Source organism: Roseburia sp. OM03-7AC (assembly GCF_003462625.1).
GTDB lineage: Bacteria > Bacillota > Clostridia > Lachnospirales > Lachnospiraceae > Roseburia_C > Roseburia_C amylophila.
The window spans coordinates 519,814-542,992 of the sequence record NZ_QTZJ01000001.1 but is presented as its reverse complement, the minus strand read 5'-3'; the positions used below and the strand labels follow the sequence as shown (position 1 = coordinate 542,992).

Genomic DNA, 23,179 nt, shown 5'->3' with positions numbered 1-23,179 from the left:
TTCGATGACAACACTTTCCCTGTTTAAATATATAGGCGGTTACCTTGAGGTAATCTTAAGTGGTTATGCCCCGGAACGATTTTTAAATCTGTGTGGCAATCACAATATTTTAATCTGGAATCTTCGAAAAGAGGAAGATGTTTATCGCTTTTTTATCAGCATTCGTGCATTTTGGAGTATCCGTCCGTTCGTAAGCAAGACCGGATGCAGGATTCGGATTCTGCGCAAAATAGGATTTCCGTTCTGGATGAACCGTTACCGGAAACGAAAATGCCTCCTGATGGGAGTAATTCTTGCAGCTGGTCTGGTGTGGTTTTTATCACGATTTCTCTGGAATGTGGAGGTAGATGGTAATTCATCTGTTACGACAGAAACCGTTTTAACATTTCTTGATGAGGAGGATTGTGGTTACGGAGACCGGATTCGTACAATTGACTGCGAACAGTTAGAACGGGATCTGCGGGCACAGTTTCCGGAAATCATCTGGGCATCGGTACAGATTTACGGAACGAAAATGACGGTATTAATCAAGGAAAATCTGGTACAGCAGGAAGCAATGGAAGAATTGCCGTATGAAGCTTCAGACCTGATAGCAGAAGAGGATGCGACAGTGGAATCCATTGTTACAAGAAATGGAACCCCACTAGTAAAGAACGGCGATGCAGTAAAGGCAGGAGATATATTAGTAAGTGGCAGGATTGATTTGACCAATGACAGCGGGGAACAGTATGCCTATGAATATTGCAATGCGGATGCGGATATATATCTACTGACGGAATATCCATACCATGATAAATTTTCCCTTGTCCATGAAGAAAAAAGAATGACCGGTGCAGAAAAGAAACGGTATTCCATTGATTTCTTTGGAAAAGTAATAACACTTCCGGCATTAAGCGGTGAATTTGAATGTGCAGACAAAACCACGGATTATAAACAGCTTTGCCTCCACGGGGACTTTTATCTGCCACTTGGAATCTATTCTAGTACTTTAAAAGAGTATCGGACAGAACAGGCAATTTATACGAAAGAGCAGGCAGAAGCGGTTGCTACAGAAAATTTTAATATTTATTTGTCACATTTAGCAGAAAAAAATATTCAAATTTTAGAAAAAAATGTTATTATAGATATGGACGATAAAAACTGTATCATGGAAGGAATCATCAAAGTGCGCACAAAAGCTGCTTTAAGACACGAAACGGAACAGCTTACAGCACCTGATACAGAAGACACAGAGGAAGGGCTAGTATTAAATGAGCTTGAATGAAACAAGAATTGATATACCGGCAGAGCATGTTTCCAATATTTTCGGACAATTTGACCATAATATAAAATTGATTGAACGGACCTTAAATGTTACGGTAGTGCCCCGCAATGAAGGAATCAAAGTCATTGGAGATACCGCAAATGTAGAGGGTGCATGCAAGGTGTTTGCAGAACTTTTACAACTGGCAGAGAGAGGAAACATGATTGATGAGCAGAAGGTTGCATATACACTTTCTCTTTTGGGAGAACATAAAGAAGGCTCGTTGGTAGAAATCGATAAGGACTGCATCTGCCATACGATAAACGGCAAACCGGTGAAACCAAAGACTTTAGGCCAAAAGGCTTATGTGGATGCCATCCGTAAGCAGATGATTGTATTTGGAATCGGGCCTGCCGGAACCGGAAAGACTTATCTTGCCATGGCAATGGCAATTACTGCATTTAAGAATGAAGAAGTAAATCGTATTATTTTAACCCGTCCTGCAATTGAAGCCGGTGAGAAATTAGGATTTCTTCCAGGAGATTTACAGAGCAAGGTAGATCCGTATCTTCGCCCGCTGTATGATGCACTGTATCAGATTATGGGAGCAGAAAGCTTTCAGCGGAATATGGAAAAGGGGCTTATTGAGGTCGCACCATTGGCTTATATGAGAGGCCGTACCTTAGATAATGCATTTATTATCTTGGATGAGGCACAGAATACTACACCGGCACAGATGAAGATGTTTTTAACACGTATTGGATTTGGTTCCAAGGTTGTGGTGACCGGAGATGCTACCCAGAAGGATCTGGCTCCGGGAACGAAGTCGGGACTGGATGTGGCATTACGTGTACTTCGCAATGTAGATGAGATATCCGTCTGTAAATTGACCAGTGCTGACGTAGTAAGACATCCTTTGGTACAGAAGATTGTAAAAGCCTATGACGATTATGAATCAAAAGCAAATAAAAGAACGAAAAGAGTAACGAAAAATGAAGGAAGATAGATTTTCACCCAAAAGAATGATTCGTATGCTGGGAATCATTATTTCCGTTGCGATTTATTCTGTTTTTCTGGCAATAATCTGCAAGTTTACCATAGACCGTGTACTGGTGCTTGTTTTTATAAATGCTTTATATCTGCCATTGCTGATTGCAGTGATTGAAATGGAACGTATCAGAGGGCATCTGAACCGGAATGAAAAAAGTGATTTTCATCAGCTGTTTCTTTGCTTTCTTGCAGCAGCAGCCTGTTATGTGGGTTTCTTTTTTATGCCGGCATATATGGCACCGGTCATGATTCCGGTCATGATTCTTTCCTGTGGCGGAAATGAGCTGATTGGTATTTTAGGCGGAATTTATTTTAATACACTGCTTTGCATGTGTTCCAGCGGCAGTTTTTATGAATATGCGGCATATACTATGCTGACGGTACTTTCCGGAATTCTGCTTATGGTAATCAGCCAGAAAAAATATAAAATTTATGGATGCATCATGACCGTTGCATTGTCGTTTGCTGTTCCGAGTATCTTCTATTACATCAGCAGCTTTGAAATCAATTATCATCAGTACTTATCCGCAGGATGCAGCATGATACTGACTGCAGTTTTTTCGTACTTTTTTGCAGACAGGCTGTATTATTATACGAAGCATGAAAAAGAACGTACTTTAGCTGAAATTATTGCAGAAAATTTTCCGCTGGTACAGGAGATTAAAAACTATTCGGAAATTGATTATGCACATGCCCGTAAAGTTTCGAGTGTGGCAGAAGAATGTGCAAAGGAGCTTGGGGCAGATGATAAAACGGTAGCTGCGGCAGGATTTTACTACCGGATTGGCAAGCTGGAGGGAGAACCGTTTGTAGAAAATGGAGTTCGTCTTGCTGAGATTAACTGTTTCCCGAAAAACGTGGTTAAGATTCTAAGTGAATACAATGGTGAATTAAATGCTATTAGTTCCATAGAGTCCGCAATCGTACATATTGTGGACAGTATTGTTACCAAATTTGAACTTTTGGACAAGGAAACCGTGAAGAACAGCTGGAATCATGATATTATTATTTATCAGACATTAAACGAAAAATCGGCTGCCGGATTATATGATGAAGCGAATCTTGGCATGAACCAGTTTATTAAAATCAGAGAGTTTTTAACGAAAGGAGCGGATTTATTTTGAGCCTTGCGATAGAAAAAGAAGCGGAGGTTACCTTCGATTTTGATTATGAAACACTTGCAAAAGATGTAATATCGTTTACAATGGAACATGAGCATTTTCCTTTTGAAGCAGAAATCAGCCTTACGTTGACAGATAACGAAGGTATCTGGAAGGTTAATAAAGAGTTCCGGGAGATAGACCGCCCGACGGACGTTTTATCCTTTCCAATGTTAGAATATGATGTACCGGGAGATTTTTCCCAGATAGAGAATCAGACGGAGGATTGCTTTAATCCGGATACAGGGGAAATTCTGCTGGGGGATATTATTATTTCTGTGGACAAGGTCAGGGAACAGGCAGAGGAATATGGTCACAGCATGCAAAGAGAATTTGCATTTCTGATTGTACATAGTATGTTGCATCTGTTTGGTTACGACCACATGGAAGAGCAGGAAGCTGCAGTGATGGAAGGAAAGCAGCGCGAGATTTTAGAATGCTTAAATATTTTAAGATAAAAATGGAGGAACATCATGAAAAAGAGATTAAGTATTGTTTTATGTATGACACTGATGGCAACCAGTCTTTTAGCTGGATGTAAGAAAAAAGAGGAAGCTCCGGAACCGACAGAAACCGTTTCTGAAGCAGAACCTGAAACCGAAACTGAAACCGGCAAAGATGGTATGGCAAGAAGTTACCTGACCGGTGAATGGATTGATAAAGATTTAGCAAAGAAGAAACCGGTTGCAATCATGATTGGAAATACCAATGATGCATTGCCACAGTATGGACTGTCGCAGGCAGACGTACTTTACGAAGCTCCTGCTGAAGGAGGAATTACCCGTCTGATGCCAATTTTCCAGGATTACTCCGGATTAGACAAGATTGGTTCGGTAAGAAGCTGTCGTCACTACTATGCATATTATGCAATGGAATTTGATGCAATTTATATTCATTACGGACAGGCAATTTACGCAACTGAGCTGTTAGAGAGTGGCAAAGTTGAGGACTTAAACGGTTTAGAGGGTGCCATTGATTCTGCTACTTTCTATCGTGACAAGTCAAGAAAGGCTCCACACAATGCATTTGTAAGCACAGATGGTATTGATGCCGGAATTGAATTAAAAGGTTATGATACCGAGCTGCCTTCCGATTATGCAGGACATTATCAGTTTAATGAAGATGATGAAAAAGAAATTGAACTTACAGACGGAGCAGATGCAGCAGTGGTTCAGCCGGGATATTATATAAACAATCCTTGGTTTGTATATAACAGTGAAGATGGTTTATACTATCGTTTCCAGTATAAAAAAGAGCATATGGATGAAAATACAGGCACACAGCTTGCTTTTAAGAACATTCTGCTTCAGTACTGCGATTATACCAAGTTAGATGATGCACACGGTTATCTGGATGTTGAGAGCACCGGTGAAGGAACCGGAAAATATATTACTAACGGTAAAGTAATTGATGTGACATGGAAGAAAGCAAGCGAAAACGAGCCAACCAGATACTATGACGCTTCTGGTAATGAAATCACATTGAACCAGGGTAAAACCATGGTATGTGTATTGTTAAATGATATGGAGAAGAAATTAAATATCTATGCAACAGAAGATGAGTTTACACCACCTTCCGCTAAATAATTATTTCGAAAATTACTTGAGGTAAATTTATGAGTTCAGGAAAAAAGAGTGACTCCAACTTTTTAGTACAGGGTTCCATTCTTGCAATTGCCTCTATAGTCAGCAGGATAATCGGTCTGCTCTATCGTATCCCGATGACCAATATCATTGGAGATACCGGTAACAGTTATTACAGTGCAGCCTTTGAAATTTATAATATCCTGCTGATTATTTCTGCATACAGCCTGCCATTGGCGGTATCCAAGCTGGTATCTGCCCGTGTCTCGAAGGGGCAAAGAAAAAATGCATATCGAATTGTAAAAGGGGCCCTGCTTTTAGCAACCGGTACCGGACTTACTGCAAGTTTGATTCTTTTCTTTGGTGCGTCATTCTTCACAAACATGCTGAATACGCCCCTTAGTATTTTTGCGTTGAAGGTTCTGGCACCGACGATATTGGTAGTTGCTGTATTAGGAGTCTTACGTGGATTTTTCCAAGGACTTGGTACCATGATGCCGAGTGCCATTTCACAGATTATCGAACAGATTGTCAATGCGATTGTCAGTATTGCAGCTGCCTATATCCTCTATGGATATGGGGCAAGAATCGGAGCAGTGCTTGGAAATAAGGAAAAGTATGGCTCTGCTTACGGTGCTGCAGGTGGAACACTGGGTACCAATATGGGAGCAGTGTTTGCACTTTTATTCCTTGGAATGTTGTTTCTGGCATACAAACGTATTTTTAAACGACAGATGCGCCGGGATACCAGCAGCAAAACAGAATCCTATCAGAATGTCTTTCGTGTACTGATTATGACCATTGTTCCGGTACTTTTAAGTACCACAATTTATAATATCAGTGCAATTTTAGATCAGGGTATCTATAAGAACGTAGCGGAACTACAGGGCTATAAGCCGGATGATATTGATGTCTGGTGGGGAATCTTTTCCGGAAAATATAAGACCATTATCAATATTCCGATTTCCATTGCTTCTGCGATGGCGGCTTCCTGTGTACCAAATCTTACCGGTGCGTATGCAAGAAAGGACAGAGAGTCCGTACGAAGCCAGATTAATATTGCAATCCGCTTTATTATGGTAATTGCATTCCCTTGTACCATTGGAATTGCAGTGCTGTCAGGACCGATATTAAAGTTGCTGCATCTTTATGGCAGCACCGGAACTACTGCAGCAACCATGCTTACAACGGGAGCTGTTGCAATTTTGTTCTATTCTCTTTCCACATTATCTAATGGATTGTTACAGGGGATTAACCGGATGAGAGAGCCTGTTAAAAATGCGGCTATCGCATTGGGACTGCATCTGATTGTACTTTTGGTGATGATGTTTGGTTTACATCTTGGTATTTATGCAGTGGTATATTCCAATGCATTATTTGCATTCTTTATGTGCCTCTTTAATGCAATGTCTTTGCGGAAATACAGTGGTTATCGTCAGGAAGTTGTGAAAACTTTCTTAATCCCGGTGGCAGCTTCTGCCATTATGGGCGTCGTAGTCTTTGGCGTTTACAATGGTATTTTTGCTATAATTAAAGTAAATGCGGTTGCAGCCATACTTGCCATTGGAATTGGTGCTGTTGTATATGGTGCAATGCTTTTATTATTAAAAGGTTTAAGCGAGGAAGAACTAAAGAAATTCCCGAAGGGCTACCTTCTCGTCCGCATTGCCAAGAAATTACATTTATTATAAAATGCAATAAAAGGGCAAAACATAGAATTCCTGAAAAAATTGTATAAAAAGAAAAAACCTGCGCATACTGTTTGTGGTGATGAATATGAAAAACACAAAACGTATGCGCACTTTTTTCCTTGGAGCACTGGTATTATCTATCTCTGCATGGATTGGTGGAAGACAGTATTATCTGAAACTGAATGAAAAAGAACAAGAAAAAATAATAGAGATTCAGGAAGCTGAGACGGAGCAATTCGAGGATAGCGTGGAAAGTGCAAACATTCAGAATAAAAAAGCATTTGTTATCCGGGAAGAGGACGGGTACCTGAATGTCTATTTCGGCGAAGAGGATGCCTTATACATGTATACTGGAATTGCGTATCAGGGACTGCCGGAAGAATTGAAAAAAGAAATCAGCAATGGAAAAACCTTTGATACACTGGAAGATTTATACCGTTTCTTAGAAAGCTATTCCAGTTAAAAAGTTGATTGTTTCAGACTGTTATGATACAATCTAAAAGGCTGAATAGGTCTGATTGCATAGCAGTCCAAAAGAAATAGAGAGAAGAGTAAATAATTGGCATGAATAAGCATACAGAACGCATAGGTGTCGTTGTAGTCGGTGGAGGTGCTGCCGGATTGGTGGCAGCCATTATGGCGGCACGAAACGGTGCAAAAGTTCTTATTTTAGAGCACAACGAAGTACCTGGTAAGAAGATTTTAGCAACCGGAAACGGTAAATGTAATTATACAAATAAAGTGCAGGGTGTGGACAAATATTACGGACAGAACCCTGCTTTTGTTGCACCTGTATTTGAGCAGTTTGGACTGGAAGAGACACTGCAGTTCTTTAAAGAACTTGGCATATATCCAAAGGAGCGTAACGGCGGATATTATCCTCAGAGCGAGCAGGCAACTGCAATCAGGGATGTGTTGCTGATGGAATTAAAGAAACAGAACGTTGGAGTGGTCTGTGGCTGTGGCATAAGAGGCATAGAAAAGACCGCAAAGGGCTTCACTTTTCATACCAAGGACGGTGATTTTTATGCAACAAAATGCATAATGGCAACCGGTGGTAAGACCTTAAAGAAAAGTGGCAGTGACGGAAGCGGTTTCCTATATCTTGAAAGTCTGGGACATCATATCATAGATTTAGTACCGGGGCTTATCGGATTGAAGGGAAAACAGTCATTTTTTGCTGATATTGCAGGAATTCGTGCAGATGTAAAGGTCAATTTATACATAGAAAGCACGCATGTATGCAGCGAACAGGGAGAATTGCAGCTTACGAATTATGGAATATCAGGTATTCCGGTATTTCAGCTTTCAAGAGTTGCCACAAGAGCGTTATCAGAACAGAAAAAAGTCTATGCAACACTTAATTTTGTGCCATTCTGGGAGAAAGAACAGTGCTTAACCTATTTCAAGGAAAGATTTAAGAAAGCAGATGAAAAACACATCAGGGAAGCCTTAATCGGCTTTTTCCCGGAAAAATTAATTCCGGTATTATTAGAAGAGTCACATATAAAAGCTGCAAAATATGCGAACCGGCTGCAGACAGAAGAATTAGAGAGATTTATAGATACAGTGCAGGGACTCCGGGTGGATATTACTGACTGGAATACCTTTGATACGGCACAGGTGACTGCCGGTGGCGTAGACACTGATGAAATAGATGCAGAAACCATGGAGTCAAAGCTTTGTCCGGGACTTTATTTTGCCGGAGAAATGGTGGATATTGACGGAATCTGCGGTGGTTATAATTTGCAATGGGCATGGAGCAGCGGCGCAGTAGCCGGGATACATGTGGCAAGGGAGTTATCATGATACGAGTAAATCAGTTAAAGCTTCCGATTGAACATTCGGAAGAGATGTTAAGAAGACAGATTATCAAAACACTTCATCTAAAAAATGAAAAGGATCTGATCCGTTATCAGATTCAAAAGCAATCCATTGATGCAAGAAGAAAAAATGAACTTTCCTTTGTATACACAGTGGATGTGGAATTGAAGCAGGAAGCTATGATTTTACATAAGAATAAAAATTCCAATATCAGTAAAGCAAAGGATATACATTATCATTTCCCGGATGCCGGAGAGAAACAGCTGTCCCACAGACCGGTTATTGTAGGAAGCGGTCCGGCAGGAATGTTCTGTGCCTATGAACTGGCAAAGCATGGCTATTGTCCAATTATTTTGGAGCGTGGAAGCAGTGTGGAAGAGAGGACTGTTGAAGTAGAACGGTTCTGGAAGGACGGCATCTTAAATCCAAAGACGAATGTACAGTTTGGTGAAGGCGGAGCAGGTACTTTTTCCGATGGGAAATTAAATACGTTGGTAAAAGATGTGGCAGGAAGAAACCGGGAAGTGTTAGAAATCTTTGTGAAAATGGGCGCTCCGGAAGAAATTTTATATATAAATAAGCCTCATATCGGAACTGATATTTTAAAAACAGTCGTAAAAAACATCCGGCTGGAAATTGAACGAATGGGTGGAACTTACTGCTTTTTCAGCCAGCTTACAGACATTACGCTGAATGGGAAGAAAGATAAAGTAGAAGCCATCCGGATTAACAGAGAAAAGGAAGTAGCAACAGACGTTCTGGTGCTGGCAATCGGACATTCCGCCAGAGATACTTTCCCAATGTTACAGGAAGCGGGACTTATGATGGAAGCCAAAGCATTTGCGGTGGGATTTCGTGTAGAGCATCCGCAGGCGATGATTGATGCATGCCAGTATAACGGACATAAAAATGCCCTGCTGCCTGCTGCATCCTATAAGCTGACCGCAAATCTTGAGAATCACCGCGGGGTATATTCTTTCTGTATGTGTTCGGGTGGTTATGTCGTAAATGCTTCTTCGGAGGAAGGTATGCTGGCAGTCAATGGCATGAGCTATCATGCAAGAGCCGGGCAGAATGCCAACAGTGCCATTATCATATCGGTTCGACCGGATGATTTTGAAGGGGATGGACCGTTAGCTGGAATTGATTTTCAGCGGAAATTGGAAAAAAATGCCTATCGCATTGGAAACGGAGCAATTCCGCAGCAGCTTTACGGAGATTTTAAAGAGAATCGCATATCCACAGGATATGGGGCTTTTGAAAGTACCACAAAGGGTGCACATACATTTGCAAATCTCAGGGAAATTTTTCCAAAAGAATTAGCAGCATCTTTTCAGGCAGGAATGGAGCTCTTTCCGAAATACATTCCGGACTATAACAGGGAGGATGCCATTTTATCCGGTGTGGAGAGCCGAACTTCCTCTCCGGTGCGGATTACAAGGGATGAATCCTTTGAAAGTAATATTGCAGGCATTTACCCTTGCGGAGAAGGTGCCGGTTATGCCGGCGGTATTATGTCAGCAGCCATGGACGGATTGAAAGTAGCGGAAGCAATTGCAGGAAAATATGCAAGACTTAAAATAGATTAAAACAACAGGTGTTTTGAAACAGAAAAGGAGATACAGAACATTGACGGAATATACACCAATGATGCAGCATTATTTAAAAACGCATGAAGAATACAAGGACTGTATTTTGTTTTACCGTCTGGGTGACTTTTATGAAATGTTTTTTGATGATGCAAAGGTTGTATCAAAAGAATTAGAGCTTACCTTAACCGGAAAGAGCTGTGGTGCAGAGGAACGGGCACCCATGTGTGGAATCCCATATCATGCAGCAGAAACTTATCTGACCAGACTGGTGAAAAAAGGTTATAAGGTTGCTATCTGTGAGCAGGTGGAAGACCCGAAGCTTGCCAAGGGAATGGTAAAGCGTGAAGTAACAAGAGTTGTAACGCCGGGAACTACTTTAAATGCACAGGCACTGGATGAAACGAAAAATAATTATATTATGTGTATCGCATATATCGGTGACCATTATGGTATTTCTTCTGCAGATATTACCACCGGAGATTACTATGTGACAGAAGTGGATTCGGAACGGAAATTATTGGACGAAGTCAATAAATACCAGCCGACAGAAATCATCTGTAATGAAGCATTTTATATCAGCGGAATTGATATCGATGATATGAAAAACCGTATGGGAATCGTAATTTATTCTCTGGATGCATGGTATTTTTCTGATGAGACAGCACAGATGACTTTAAAGGATCATTTTAAAGTCAGGGATTTAGAAGGACTTGGTCTTGCAGATTATGACAGCGGCGTCGTTGCAGCCGGTGCATTATTAAAATACCTTTACGAGACACAGAAAACAACCCTTTCCAATCTGGTGGCAATTCATCCGTATACCACCGGAAAATTCATGATTATTGACAGTTCTACCAGACGAAACTTAGAGCTGGTTGAAACCCTCCGGGAAAAGCAAAAGCGTGGTTCTCTCCTTTGGGTATTGGATAAGACCAGGACAGCCATGGGAGCAAGAACCTTAAGAAGCTTTGTGGAACAGCCATTAATTGAGCGTACGGAAATAGAAGAACGTTATGATGCCATTGACGAATTTAATACCAATGCCATCACAAGAGAAGAAATCCGGGAATATTTAAATCCGGTCTATGATCTGGAACGGTTGATTACCCGTGTTACTTATCAGACCGCAAATCCAAGGGACTTGATTGCATTTCGCAATTCCATACATATGCTGCCACCGATTAAGACACTGATGAGTGATTTTCAGTCACCACTTTTAAAACGTTTATATGAGCAGCTGGATACGTTGGATGAATTATACGAATTAATCGAACGCTCCATTGCGGAAGAACCGCCACTTACCCTTCATGACGGCGGCATCTTAAAAGAGGGCTATAACGAAGAGGTGGACCGCCTGCGGAAAGCCAAGACAGATGGAAAGAGCTGGCTTGCTGATTTGGAGGCAAAAGAGCGGGAGAAAACCGGAATCAAGAATCTGAAAATCAAATATAACAAAGTATTTGGCTATTATCTTGAAGTAACCAATTCCTTTAAAGACATGGTGCCGGACTATTTCACCAGAAAGCAGACTCTGGCAAATGCTGAGCGTTTTATTACACCGGAATTAAAAGAATTAGAGGATGTTATCCTAGGTGCGGAAGACAAGCTGATTGTCTTAGAATATGAACTGTTCCGGGAAGTCCGCCAGAAGGTGGCGGATGAGGTGGTCCGTATCCAGAAGACCGCCAAAGCAGTGGCGCAGATTGATGTATTTGCATCTCTTGCAACGGTAGCGGAACAGAATAATTACTGCCGTCCGAAATTAAACGAAAAAGGTCTTATCGACATCAAAGATGGCAGACATCCGGTAGTAGAACGGATGATTCAGAATGAAATGTTTGTGGCAAATGATACTTATCTTGATAATGGCAGCAACCGTGTGTCCATTATTACCGGTCCGAATATGGCAGGAAAGTCCACCTATATGCGACAGAGTGCGTTGATTGTACTGATGGCTCAAATCGGAAGCTTTGTTCCGGCAAAATCAGCCAAAATTGGAATTGTAGACCGTATTTTTACCAGAGTAGGGGCTTCTGATGACCTCGCCAGCGGACAGAGTACCTTTATGGTTGAAATGTCAGAAGTGGCAAACATATTACGGAATGCCACTTCCAACAGTCTTTTGATTTTAGATGAAATCGGACGTGGAACCAGTACCTTTGATGGATTGAGTATTGCCTGGGCAGTGGTAGAGCATATCAGTAATCCAAGGCTTCTTGGCGCAAAGACATTATTTGCAACCCATTATCATGAACTGACGGAGCTGGAAGGCAAATTAAACAGCGTAAATAACTACTGCATTGCAGTAAAAGAAAAGGGTGATGATATCGTTTTCCTGCGCAAGATTGTAAAAGGCGGAGCTGATAAGAGTTACGGTATCCAGGTAGCAAAGCTTGCGGGAGTGCCGGATAATGTCATTGAGCGTGCCAAAGAAATTGTAGAAGAATTAAGTAATAATGATATTACGGAAATCGTTCAGAATATCAGTGCGGAGGGAAGCAGTAAACGCAGCAAACCGAAGTTAGACGAGGTGGATTTAGAACAGATTTCACTGCTTGATACCATGGACAACGATACGATATTAAACGAATTAAAAGAACTGGATTTGGGTCAGATGACACCAATCGAAGCAATGAATAAGTTATACGAATTACAGAATAAAGTAAAAAACAGATGGTAAAGGAGGTGGATGGCGTTATGCCACAGATTGCACTGTTAAGTCAGGAAACAATTGATAAAATTGCGGCAGGAGAAGTCATCGAACGACCAAGCTCGGTGGTAAAGGAGTTAGTGGAAAATGCGATAGATGCAGGTTCCAGTGCAGTAACGGTTGAAATCAAAGAAGGTGGAATATCCTTTATCCGTATTTCGGACAATGGTTGCGGAATCGAAAGGGAACAGATTCCTTTGGCATTTTTGCGTCATTCCACCAGTAAGATTAAATCCGTAGAAGATTTGTTTACCGTTACATCCTTAGGGTTCCGAGGTGAAGCATTATCAAGTATCGCAGCAGTAAGTCAGGTGGAACTCATTACAAAGACGAACGGTGATTTTACCGGATCCCGTTATCTCATTGAAGGCTCAAAGGAAGTCTCTTTAGAAGAAATCGGTGCGCCGGATGGAACCACTTTTATTGTACGGAATCTTTTTTATAATACACCGGCAAGAAAGAAATTCTTAAAATCCGCCCAGACAGAAGGCACCTATATTCATGAACTGATGCAGCGGATGATTTTATCCCATCCAGACGTAGCTTTCAAATTTATTATGAATAATCAGGTAAAACTGCAGTCATCCGGAAATGGAAATATCAAGGATATTATCTACCATTTATACGGAAGGGATATTACAAAAGCGCTGCTTCCGATTGCACATGAAAGCGAGCTTTTTAAAGTCAGTGGATTTATTGGAAAGCCGATGATTTCCAGAGGAAACCGGGGCTACGAATTATATTTTGTCAATGGCAGATTTATCCGGAGCCAGATTTTATCCAAAGCTATAGAGGATGCCTTTAAACCGTTTCTGATGCAGCATCAGTATCCCTTTACGGTACTTTATTTTGAGATTGACAGCAGTCTTTTGGATGTAAATGTGCATCCCACTAAGATGGAACTTCGCTTTTCCAACCAGCAGGAGCTGTACCGGGAAGTGCAGAGTATTTTATCGGCAGCGCTAGTGCACCGTGATATTATACCGGAAGTTCCGGTGGATACACCAAAGAAAAACGAGATGGAAGTTCCTAAGATAGAGAAGGTAATGCCGGAGCCATTTGAGCAGAAACGTTTGGAAGAAATCCGGAAGGCAGTACGAAAAGACAGTCCTTACGAAATAAAATATCCTGTCAGCAGACCAATGGGAACCGGGTCAGTCAGCTCTGCGGCACAGGAAAAGCTTCTTGATACGATAAAATCAATGCCACCGGAAGATATGATGGAAGAACGGATTCAGAAAGAGCCGCTTCCGGAACAATCGAAAAAAGAAACGGAAAAAGAACTGGCAAAAGAAGCCTATGTCCTCCGGGAGGAAGAAACCTACGGAGCAAAGCCGGAAGGAAGCTATGAACAGGGTTCTTTCTTAAAAGAAGAGGAGATGGCAAAGCAGAAGATTATCGGACAGCTTTTTGATACCTACTGGCTGGTAGAATATAATGACAGACTGTTTATTGTAGACCAGCATGCTGCCCATGAGAAAGTCATGTATGAAAAATTAAAAAAGCAGTTTGAGAAGAAAGAGTTTACTTCTCAGGCTATCAGCCCGCCGATTGTCATAACATTATCCATGCGTGAGGCAGAAGTACTGGAGCGATTCAAAGAACAGTTTACGAAGCTAGGTTTCGAAATTGAGCACTTTGGTGGTGCAGAATACAGTATCTGCGGAGTTCCGGGTAATCTTTACCGGCTGAATACCAGGGATGTATTGATTGAAATGTTAGACGAGCTTACCGATGGCATATCCGAGCGGGCAACGACGGATGTTATTTTAGATAAAATCGCATCCATGTCCTGCAAAGCTGCAGTAAAGGGAAGCCAGCGACTAAGCCTGCCGGAAATGGAACAGCTTATGAAGGATTTGATGCAGCTTGATAATCCATATAATTGTCCACATGGAAGACCAACGATTATTGCCATGTCAAAATATGAAATTGAGAAAAAATTCAAGCGGATTGTGTAGGAAAAGATGATGAAGAAACCAATTGTAGTACTGACAGGTCCTACTGCAGTAGGAAAAACAGAATTATCCATTCAGCTTGCAAAGGCCATTGGCGGAGAGATTATCTCCGCCGATTCCATGCAGGTGTATAAATATATGGATATAGGTTCCGCAAAAATCACACCGGAAGAAATGGATGGTGTACGTCATTATCTGGTGGATGAATTAGAGCCTTTCGATGAATTTCATGTGGTAAAATTTCAGGAATATGCCCAAAAATATTTAAATGAAATATATGCCCACGAAAAGATTCCGATTATCGCCGGCGGCACCGGATTTTATATTCAGGCTCTGTTAAATGATATTGATTTTACGGAACAGGAAAGTGACAGTGCATACCGGAAAGAGTTGGAAGCGCTGGCAGAAGAACATGGCAATCAGTATCTTCATGACCGGTTAAAGGAAGTGGACCCGGAATCTGCCGAAGCCATCCATCCGAATAACAGAAAACGCGTCATCCGTGCGTTGGAATTCTATCAGGAGACCGGTAGAAAAATTTCTGAGCATAATGCAAAAGAGCAGAAGCGGACTTCACCTTATAATTTTGCCTATTTTGTATTAAATGATGAGCGCAGCCACTTATACAAAAGAATCGATGCCAGAGTAGATAAAATGATAGAAGATGGACTGGAAGCAGAAGTCCGCCGCTTAAAGGAAATGGGCTGCACCAAAGATATGGTGGCAATGCAGGGAATTGGCTATAAAGAAATGTTATCCTATCTTGATGGCGGTTATTCTTTGGAAGAAGCAGTTTATATTATCAAGCGGGAAACAAGACATTTCGCAAAACGGCAGATTACATGGTTTAAACGGGAACGGGATGTTATCTGGCTTAACAAAAATGAGTTTGATTATAAAAATGAGGCAATTCTTGCATACATGATAAAGATACTTAAGGAAAAAGCTATTATTTCTTAAGTTTTTATTCATACAAAAAGAAAGAGAACATTATATGATAGACTTGCTGTAATTTAGAAAGAAATTGCAGCCGGAAAGACGAGGAAAATGATGAGAGAAGAAATGATTGAAAAGAAATATGAAGAAATGGGTATCAGCAAAGAAGTATACCGTTTTGGAAAAAAGATAGAGGATGAATTAAAAGAACGTTTTGCAGCAATTGATGCAACAGCAGAATATAATCAGATGAAAGTAATTGATGCCATGCAGAAAAACAGAGTTTCCGCAGAATGCTTTGCCATGTCCAATGGATATGGATATAACGATCTGGGAAGAGATACACTGGAAAAAGTATACGCAAGCTGTTTCCATGGAGAAGATGCTCTGGTTCGTCCGCAGATTACCTGTGGAACCCATGCACTGGCACTGGCATTGATGTCAAATTTAAGACCGGGGGACGAATTATTATCACCGGTAGGAAAACCGTACGATACCTTAGAGGAAGTTATCGGTATCCGACCATCCAAAGGCTCACTGGCAGAATATGGCATTACTTACCGCCAGGTAGATTTACTTTCCGATGGCAGCTTTGATTATGAGAATATCAAAAAAGCAATCAATGAGAAAACACATCTTGTGACCATTCAGCGTTCCAAGGGATACCAGACAAGACCTACCTTATCCGTAGAGCGGATTGGAGAACTGATTTCCTTTATCAAATCCATAAAACCGGACGTTATCTGTATGGTAGATAACTGCTACGGTGAATTTGTAGAAGAAAGAGAGCCACTGGATGTAGGAGCAGACATGATTGTAGGTTCCTTGATTAAGAATCCGGGGGGCGGACTGGCACCAATCGGCGGCTATATTGTCGGCAAAAAAGAATGTGTGGAAAATGCAGCATACCGCCTGACTTCTCCGGGACTCGGCAAAGAAGTGGGTGCTTCCTTAAATGTAATTTCTTCTTTCTATCAGGGACTGTTTCAGGCACCGGTAGTTACAGCAGGTGCATTAAAGGGTGCAATTTTTGCTGCAAATATCTACGAAAGACTGGGCTTTGCCGTTGTACCGAATGGTACAGAGAGCCGTCACGATATTATTCAGGCAGTTACCTTAAACAGCCCGGAAGGTCTGATTGCATTCTGCAAAGGAATTCAGGCTGCAGCGCCGGTGGACAGCTATGTAACACCGGAGCCATGGGCAATGCCGGGCTATGACAGTGATGTCATTATGGCTGCCGGGGCATTTGTACAGGGTTCCTCCATTGAATTAAGTGCCGATGGTCCGTTAAGAGAGCCGTATGCCGTATATTTTCAGGGTGGACTGACCTGGTATCATGCAAAACTTGGAATCCTGATGTCTTTACAAAAACTTTATGAACAGAAACTTGTTAATGAAGATATGATGTGTTAATATAAAGTATATGCCTTTTTGGAAGAAATGGGTTACCGGTGAGAGTAGAAAGAGGTTATAATATGACGGCAAAAAATCTGCCAGTCTCCGAACAGCCCTATGAAAAGTGCTTGAAATCCGGGGCGGCATCCCTATCGGATGCAGAGCTTTTAGCGGTAATTATCCGCTGTGGCACAAATGGAAGTTCTTCAACAGAAGTAGCAAAGCATGTATTGAGCAAACGCACCGGAAATCTTTTAGGGCTTTATCAGATGAGTCTTAAGGAATTACAGGAGGTTCCGGGTATCGGGAAAGTAAAAGCAATCCAGTTAAAGTGTATTGCAGAGCTTTCAAAACGGATTGCACAGACCGGACGCCAGCAGACAGTTGTAATGCAGAATGCTTTTTCCGTAGCAGACTATTATATGGAGCAGCTTCGGCATGAAGAAAAGGAACATCTGATGCTTTGCATGTTTGATACAAAGTGTCATCTGATTGCAGATTCCATTCTTTCAATCGGCACAGTAAATGCCTCACTGATTTCCCCGAGGGAGATTTTCTTGAAAGCATTTGAATATCATGCAGTACATGTGATTTTAGTGCATAATCATCCCAGTGGAAATCCGCTACCAAGCAGGCAGGACATTGAAGTTACCAGAAAGATAGTAGAAGGCGGCAGGCTTCTTGGAATTGAGCTTGCTGATCATATTATTATTGGTGATAAAAAATATTTTAGTTTTAAAGAACAGGAAATGCTATGATTTCCGGAGGGAGAAAGAAATGTCGAATAACATTTATGGAATTGATCTTGGAACCTCTAATATGAAGGTATATTGCAAGGCAACTGGGAAAATACTAAATGAAAAAAATACGATTGCCATCATAAATAAGAATCAGATGTATGCTTATGGTGATGCAGCGTATGCAATGTATGAGAAGGCACCGGAGCAGATTCAGGTTTCTTTTCCGATTATCTGTGGTGTTATTGCAGATTTTAATAATATGCAGACCATGATACAGGAATTTTTAGAAAAACACGCAAAGGGCAAGACCCGTGGTGCAGAATTTATCGTTGCAGTACCAACAGATATTACGGAAGTTGAGAAAAAAGCTTTCTTTGATATCTTTTATAAGAGCAAAATGAAACCGAAGTCTGTCCTTTTATGTGAGAAGCCATTGGCTGATGCTGTTGGTTTGGGACTTGATGTTAATGAGCCGACCGGAGCCATGATTGTAGATATCGGAGCAGATACCACAGAAATTTCAGTAATTTCCCTGGGTGGACTTGTATTAAGTGACTTACTGCATTTTGGTGGAAACCGCATTGATGACTCCATCAGCAGTTATATCAAAAAGAACTTTAATCTTGTGATTGGGCGCAAAACTGCTAAGACTTTAAAAGAAGAACTTGGTTCCGGTACACCTGGCATGGAAAAGAGTATGGTTATAGTTGGCCGTGACGTAGTCAGTGGTCTGCCGATTGAGATGGAGATTACTGCAGAAGTCATTTATGCTGCAATTAAGGATAATCTTAATTCTATCTGTAACTCTATTAAAATGATTTTGGAGAAGACTCCGCCTGAACTTGCAAAGGATATTATTCATTCCGGTATTTATATTACTGGTGGCGGTTCTAAAATACATAATCTGGATAAATTATTTACTGAGATTACCAATATAAAGGTAAATTCCTGCGAGAATCCGGAAGAATGTGCAGTTCGCGGATTGAATAAGATTGTTTCAGATGAAAAATATAAACATTTAGGATTCAGTATGAAGTCCAAAATATATAAATAGAGGCATAAAATGAGACGTAGACCAAAACATCAAATTCCAACAAAGTATATATTATTGTCCATGACCGCATTATGTATTCTGGCAATGTATGTCAGTTTTTCATTGAATCTTGGTGGCGGACCGTTGAATTCGATTGCCGGTGCAATTTTTGAACCAATGCAGAAGGGAATCAATTATGCTGGTACATGGCTTTCTGACAAGGCAGATAATTTAAAAAATCTGAATGACGTCATGGAAGAAAACGAACAGTTGAAGGGACAGGTAGAAGAACTGACCAACGAATTAAACACCATTAAATTAGAACAGTATGAACTGGATAATTTAAGGGAACTGTTAGCTTTAGACCAGCAGTATTCGGATTACAAGAAAACCGGAGCAAATGTTATCGGAAAGGATCCAGGCAACTGGTTTTCCATCTTCACCATTGACAAAGGCTCTAAAGATGGAATTGAAGTAGATATGAATGTTATTGCCGGAAACGGACTGGTAGGAATTGTTATTGATGTGGGACCACATTATGCAAAGGTGCGTTCTGTGATTGATGATTCTGCCAAGGTATACGGTATGATATTAAATACGTCAGATAACTGTATCATAAATGGTAATCTTCAGAGTATGAATGAAGACCAGGTAATCGAGTTCTCCGGATTAAACGACAGTGAGAACAAGGTTCAGATAGGAGATCAGATTGTAACTTCCAATGTCAGTGACAAATATCTGCAGGGCATTCTGGTTGGATATGTCAGCAGTATTTCGGAAGATTCCAACCACCTGACCAAATCAGGAACCATTACTCCGGCAGTTGACTTTGAACATCTTCAGCAGGTTTTGGTTATACTTGACAAAAAGGAAACGGGGTCTGATTGATGAGAAGAAAAATCACCGTTACATTAATTATTATTGTATGCTTTTTATTGCAAAGCACATTATTTAAGGCGTTATCCTTTGCGTCTATTTCCCCGAATCTTCTGATTGTGGTCTGTGCATCTTTTGGATTTATGCGCGGAAGAAAAGAAGGGATATTTATCGGTTTCTTCAGTGGACTGCTGATAGATATCTTTTTTGGGGAGATGATTGGATTTTATGCCCTTTTATATATGTATGCAGGCTTCTTAAATGGATGCTTTAAGAAGATGTTTTACCCGGACGATATTAAGCTTCCAATGCTTTTGATTGCCGGAAGTGATTTATCTTATAATCTGTTTATCTACTTTTTCCGGTTTTTATTCCGCAAGCAGTTTGCAATTGGATATTATATGTTACACATTATCATACCGGAACTTGTATACACGCTTTTGATTTCTGTAGTTTTATATTTCATTATTTTGAAAATTAACCAGCGGTTAGAGCGTATTGAAAAAAGGAGTGCAGCGAAATTTGTTTGATACACTGAAAGAAATACTTCATAAAGTTGCAAAATCAAGAATATTTGTACTCTGCGTTGTCATGATTCTTTTGTCATCGACTCTGATAGGCAGACTATTTTACCTTCAGATTATCAAAGGTGAAGAGTATCAGGATAATTACAGTTTAAAAATCCAGAAACCACGTATCTTAAATGGTTCCCGTGGCAATATTTATGACCGTAATGGTAATCTTTTAGCCTACAACGAACTGGCAAACAGCGTAACCATTGAGGATAACGGTTCTTATGACAAGACTTCAGAAAAGAATGAGGCTCTTAATACAGAACTTTACAATATTATCAAAGAGCTGGATAAAAACGGCGATGTCATTGAAAATGATTTTGAAATCGGACTGGATGATGACGGGAACTATTATTATACGGTAGAGGGAACCACATTAAAGCGTTTCCTTGCTGACACTTATGGACATTCTTCTGCAGATGATTTAGTCTATAATAAGAAACTGAAATATAACGAAGCAGAAGCAACCCCAAAGCAGGTAATGGATTATCTTTGCAGATCCAGTGACCAGAATGGCTATGATTTATCGGAAGATGATTATGCCAGAGAAGATTTATACCGGATCGTTGTATTGCGTTGTGCCATTGCAGAAAACAGCTATCAGAAGTATATTTCCACAACCATTGCCCAAAATGTTAGTGATGAAACCGTAGCATATATTACAGAAAATATGAATGCATTGCAGGGTGTGGATATCTCGGAAGATACCATCCGAAAATATGTAGACAGCGAGTATTTTTCCCATATTATCGGATATACCGGAAAGATTTCCCAGGAAGAATATGATGAATTATCTGCTGATAATGATGAGTATTCTTTAAATGATGTCATTGGAAAATCCGGAATTGAGCAGGTTATGGACGAAACACTGCAGGGTAAAAAGGGCAGTGAAACCGTTTATGTAGACAGCCTTGGAAAAGTAATGGAGACAACCGAGCGGATTGAGCCACAGGCTGGAAATGATGTTTATCTTTCTATTGATAAAGATTTGCAGGAAGCGGTTTATAATCTTTTGGAACAGGAAATTGCCGGAATTTTATATTCTAAAATTGTGAATATCAAAGAATATAATACCGCAGCCGGAACAGCGTCCGATATTCTGATTCCAATTGATGATGTGTATTTTGCATTGATTAATAATAATGTATTGGATTTAAACCACTTTAGTACTGAAGATGCTTCCGATGTAGAAAAACAGATTTTCAGTGCCTTTGGAAGTAAACAGCAAACAGTATTAGCCCAGGTGGAAAGCAGCCTTAGCAGTTCAGCAGCAACTCCAGTGGATGAGTTGCCTGAGGAAATGCAGGATTATATGACCTATATTCCGAAAATGCTGGTCAATAATAAAATTTTGCTTACAGATTCCATTGACAAATCGGATGAAACTTATAAAAATTATGCAGGTAATAAAATCAGTGTAAATGAATATTTAAATTATGCTATCAGCCAGAAATGGATTGATATCACGAAGTTTTCCGTAGACGAGAAGTATTCTGATTCTTCCGAAATCTATGATGCACTGGTCAGCTATATTGTAGAAGAACTGGCATCAGATAAGGGATTTTCAAAAATTATGTATAAGTACATGATTCACGATGACCTGATTAATGGAACGCAGCTTTGTCTTGCACTTTTTGACCAAAAAGTGTTAAACTATGATGACACGGCAGTAAGTGGGTTACAGTCCGGCAGCATCAGTGCCTTTAATTTTATAAAAGAAAAGGTGAAGAATCTTGAGATTACACCGGCACAGCTTGCATTGGATCCTTGTTCCGGCTCCTGTGTCATTACAGATGTAAAGACCGGCGAACTGTTGGCCTGTGTTACTTATCCGGGCTATGATACCAACCGTCTGGCAAATACAGTAGACAGTAATTATTATAATTTGCTGTATCAGGATTTATCAAATCCGTTCTATAATAATGCAACACAGCAGACGACGGCACCTGGTTCTACCTTTAAGATGGTTACTGCAACAGCAGGACTTACTGAGGGTATTATTTCACCTGGTACAACTATTTTGGATAAAGGACAGTTTGAAGAAGTGGCAAATGGACCAAAATGTTGGATTTATCCAAGCAGTCACGGTTCCATCAATGTTTCAGAGGCATTAAGAGATTCCTGTAACTATTTCTTTTATAAAGTTGGTTACGATTTAAGTATGGTAAATGGAACTTATAATGAAGACCATGGTGTGGAAATGATTAATAAATACTCATCCATGTATGGTCTTGATTCTAAAACCGGAATTGAAATTGCAGAAAGTAAACCGAAGCAGACCACAGAGTTCCCGATTACTTCTGCAATCGGACAGAGTAACAACAGTTTTACTACGGTACAGTTATCCCGTTATGTAACCGCAGTTGCAAACAGTGGAACCGTATATAATTATACCCTGTTAAAACAGGTTACAGATTCCGATGGTAACGTATTAGAAACCTATGAACCGACCGTAAAGAACACGATGGACAATATTTCAGAGAGTACCTGGGATACCATTCATTCCGGTATGAAAATGGTGGTAGAAACGCATGAACAGTTTGAGGGGCTTGGTGTGGATTCGGCCGGTAAGACAGGTACGGCACAGCAGGTACCAACCAGACCAAACCATGCGTTATATGTAGGATATGCACCATATAATAATCCTGAGATTTCCATTGCAACCCGTATTGCATACGGATATACATCAGCCAATACTGCAGAACTTGCTGCATCAGTATATAAATATTATTTCCATTTGGAGGATACATCTACCTTGTTAGATGGTCAGGCAGAAGATGTTGGAGCTGCTGCCAATGCCTTTAATGATTAAA

The 23,179-nt window shown here is 40.6% G+C and carries 18 protein-coding genes; all 18 read left to right on the top strand.

What is annotated here, in order from left to right:
• The first annotated feature begins 4 nt into the window (after window positions 1–4).
• Window positions 5–1,264, top strand: coding sequence for a sporulation protein YqfD (locus DXB39_RS02700; RefSeq protein ID WP_117841041.1), 1,260 nt, complete (start codon window positions 5–7; stop codon window positions 1,262–1,264).
• Entirely contained in the window at window positions 1,251–2,249 is a 999-nt protein-coding gene (locus DXB39_RS02695; RefSeq protein WP_022243793.1) for a PhoH family protein, read from the top strand. Before DXB39_RS02700 ends, DXB39_RS02695 begins: the two co-directional genes overlap by 14 nt.
• A complete protein-coding gene (locus DXB39_RS02690) occupies window positions 2,236–3,417 on the top strand; it encodes a hypothetical protein (RefSeq protein ID WP_117841042.1) in 1,182 nt (393 codons plus the stop codon). The genes DXB39_RS02695 and DXB39_RS02690 overlap by 14 nt, the downstream gene beginning before the upstream one ends.
• Window positions 3,414–3,911, top strand: a complete 498-nt coding sequence (gene ybeY, locus DXB39_RS02685) for an rRNA maturation RNase YbeY (protein WP_022243795.1) — start codon at window positions 3,414–3,416, stop codon at window positions 3,909–3,911. Before DXB39_RS02690 ends, ybeY begins: the two co-directional genes overlap by 4 nt.
• 15 nt (window positions 3,912–3,926) lie before the next feature.
• Window positions 3,927–5,039 (top strand): DUF3048 domain-containing protein, encoded by a 1,113-nt coding sequence (locus tag DXB39_RS02680; protein WP_117841043.1) that lies wholly within the window; start codon window positions 3,927–3,929, stop codon window positions 5,037–5,039.
• 29 nt (window positions 5,040–5,068) lie between these two features.
• Entirely contained in the window at window positions 5,069–6,727 is a 1,659-nt protein-coding gene (locus DXB39_RS02675; RefSeq protein WP_117841044.1) for a putative polysaccharide biosynthesis protein, read from the top strand.
• Window positions 6,728–6,812: 85 nt separating this feature from the next.
• Window positions 6,813–7,190 (top strand): hypothetical protein, encoded by a 378-nt coding sequence (locus tag DXB39_RS02670; RefSeq protein WP_117841045.1) that lies wholly within the window; start codon window positions 6,813–6,815, stop codon window positions 7,188–7,190.
• Between the two features lie 101 nt (window positions 7,191–7,291).
• Window positions 7,292–8,536, top strand: a complete 1,245-nt coding sequence (locus DXB39_RS02665) for an NAD(P)/FAD-dependent oxidoreductase (RefSeq protein ID WP_117841046.1) — start codon at window positions 7,292–7,294, stop codon at window positions 8,534–8,536.
• Entirely contained in the window at window positions 8,533–10,140 is a 1,608-nt protein-coding gene (locus DXB39_RS02660) for an NAD(P)/FAD-dependent oxidoreductase (protein ID WP_117841047.1), read from the top strand. Before DXB39_RS02665 ends, DXB39_RS02660 begins: the two co-directional genes overlap by 4 nt.
• A gap of 58 nt (window positions 10,141–10,198) precedes the next feature.
• Window positions 10,199–12,823, top strand: coding sequence for a DNA mismatch repair protein MutS (gene mutS, locus DXB39_RS02655; RefSeq protein ID WP_117841248.1), 2,625 nt, complete (start codon window positions 10,199–10,201; stop codon window positions 12,821–12,823).
• 17 nt (window positions 12,824–12,840) lie between these two features.
• On the top strand, window positions 12,841–14,814 hold the full coding sequence (gene mutL / locus DXB39_RS02650) for a DNA mismatch repair endonuclease MutL (protein WP_117841048.1): 1,974 nt from the start codon (window positions 12,841–12,843) through the stop codon (window positions 14,812–14,814).
• A 6-nt stretch (window positions 14,815–14,820) separates the two neighbouring features.
• Complete coding sequence (gene miaA / locus DXB39_RS02645) at window positions 14,821–15,771, top strand: tRNA (adenosine(37)-N6)-dimethylallyltransferase MiaA (protein ID WP_117841049.1); 951 nt, start codon at window positions 14,821–14,823, stop codon at window positions 15,769–15,771.
• A gap of 90 nt (window positions 15,772–15,861) precedes the next feature.
• The gene (locus DXB39_RS02640; protein ID WP_117841050.1) at window positions 15,862–17,163 is read left to right on the top strand and encodes a methionine gamma-lyase family protein; all 1,302 of its coding nucleotides are present in this window, start codon (window positions 15,862–15,864) and stop codon (window positions 17,161–17,163) included.
• A gap of 62 nt (window positions 17,164–17,225) precedes the next feature.
• Window positions 17,226–17,903, top strand: a complete 678-nt coding sequence (gene radC / locus DXB39_RS02635; RefSeq protein WP_117698378.1) for a RadC family protein — start codon at window positions 17,226–17,228, stop codon at window positions 17,901–17,903.
• A gap of 19 nt (window positions 17,904–17,922) precedes the next feature.
• Window positions 17,923–18,939 (top strand): rod shape-determining protein, encoded by a 1,017-nt coding sequence (locus DXB39_RS02630; protein WP_022243806.1) that lies wholly within the window; start codon window positions 17,923–17,925, stop codon window positions 18,937–18,939.
• A gap of 9 nt (window positions 18,940–18,948) precedes the next feature.
• Window positions 18,949–19,806 (top strand): rod shape-determining protein MreC, encoded by an 858-nt coding sequence (gene mreC / locus DXB39_RS02625; protein WP_117698377.1) that lies wholly within the window; start codon window positions 18,949–18,951, stop codon window positions 19,804–19,806.
• Window positions 19,806–20,324: a rod shape-determining protein MreD gene (gene mreD, locus DXB39_RS02620; protein WP_022243808.1), complete on the top strand. Its 519-nt coding sequence runs from the start codon at window positions 19,806–19,808 to the stop codon at window positions 20,322–20,324. The genes mreC and mreD overlap by 1 nt, the downstream gene beginning before the upstream one ends.
• Entirely contained in the window at window positions 20,317–23,178 is a 2,862-nt protein-coding gene (locus DXB39_RS02615) for a penicillin-binding transpeptidase domain-containing protein (RefSeq protein WP_117841051.1), read from the top strand. The genes mreD and DXB39_RS02615 overlap by 8 nt, the downstream gene beginning before the upstream one ends.
• Window position 23,179 lies beyond the last annotated feature (1 nt).

Bases quoted from the DNA above. Each gene is read 5' to 3' on its own strand.
- radC (WP_117698378.1), top strand. From the start codon at position 17,226: ATGACGGCAAAAAATCTGCCAGTCTCCGAACAGCCCTATGAAAAGTGC.
- mreC (WP_117698377.1), top strand. From the start codon at position 18,949: ATGAGACGTAGACCAAAACATCAAATTCCAACAAAGTATATATTATTG.
- DXB39_RS02700 (WP_117841041.1), top strand. From the start codon at position 5: ATGACAACACTTTCCCTGTTTAAATATATAGGCGGTTACCTTGAGGTA.
- DXB39_RS02675 (WP_117841044.1), top strand. From the start codon at position 5,069: ATGAGTTCAGGAAAAAAGAGTGACTCCAACTTTTTAGTACAGGGTTCC.
- mutL (WP_117841048.1), top strand. From the start codon at position 12,841: ATGCCACAGATTGCACTGTTAAGTCAGGAAACAATTGATAAAATTGCG.
- miaA (WP_117841049.1), top strand. From the start codon at position 14,821: ATGATGAAGAAACCAATTGTAGTACTGACAGGTCCTACTGCAGTAGGA.
- DXB39_RS02665 (WP_117841046.1), top strand. From the start codon at position 7,292: ATGAATAAGCATACAGAACGCATAGGTGTCGTTGTAGTCGGTGGAGGT.
- DXB39_RS02640 (WP_117841050.1), top strand. From the start codon at position 15,862: ATGAGAGAAGAAATGATTGAAAAGAAATATGAAGAAATGGGTATCAGC.
- DXB39_RS02690 (WP_117841042.1), top strand. From the start codon at position 2,236: ATGAAGGAAGATAGATTTTCACCCAAAAGAATGATTCGTATGCTGGGA.
- DXB39_RS02670 (WP_117841045.1), top strand. From the start codon at position 6,813: ATGAAAAACACAAAACGTATGCGCACTTTTTTCCTTGGAGCACTGGTA.
- DXB39_RS02695 (WP_022243793.1), top strand. From the start codon at position 1,251: ATGAGCTTGAATGAAACAAGAATTGATATACCGGCAGAGCATGTTTCC.
- DXB39_RS02680 (WP_117841043.1), top strand. From the start codon at position 3,927: ATGAAAAAGAGATTAAGTATTGTTTTATGTATGACACTGATGGCAACC.
- mreD (WP_022243808.1), top strand. From the start codon at position 19,806: ATGAGAAGAAAAATCACCGTTACATTAATTATTATTGTATGCTTTTTA.
- mutS (WP_117841248.1), top strand. From the start codon at position 10,199: ATGATGCAGCATTATTTAAAAACGCATGAAGAATACAAGGACTGTATT.
- DXB39_RS02630 (WP_022243806.1), top strand. From the start codon at position 17,923: ATGTCGAATAACATTTATGGAATTGATCTTGGAACCTCTAATATGAAG.
- DXB39_RS02660 (WP_117841047.1), top strand. From the start codon at position 8,533: ATGATACGAGTAAATCAGTTAAAGCTTCCGATTGAACATTCGGAAGAG.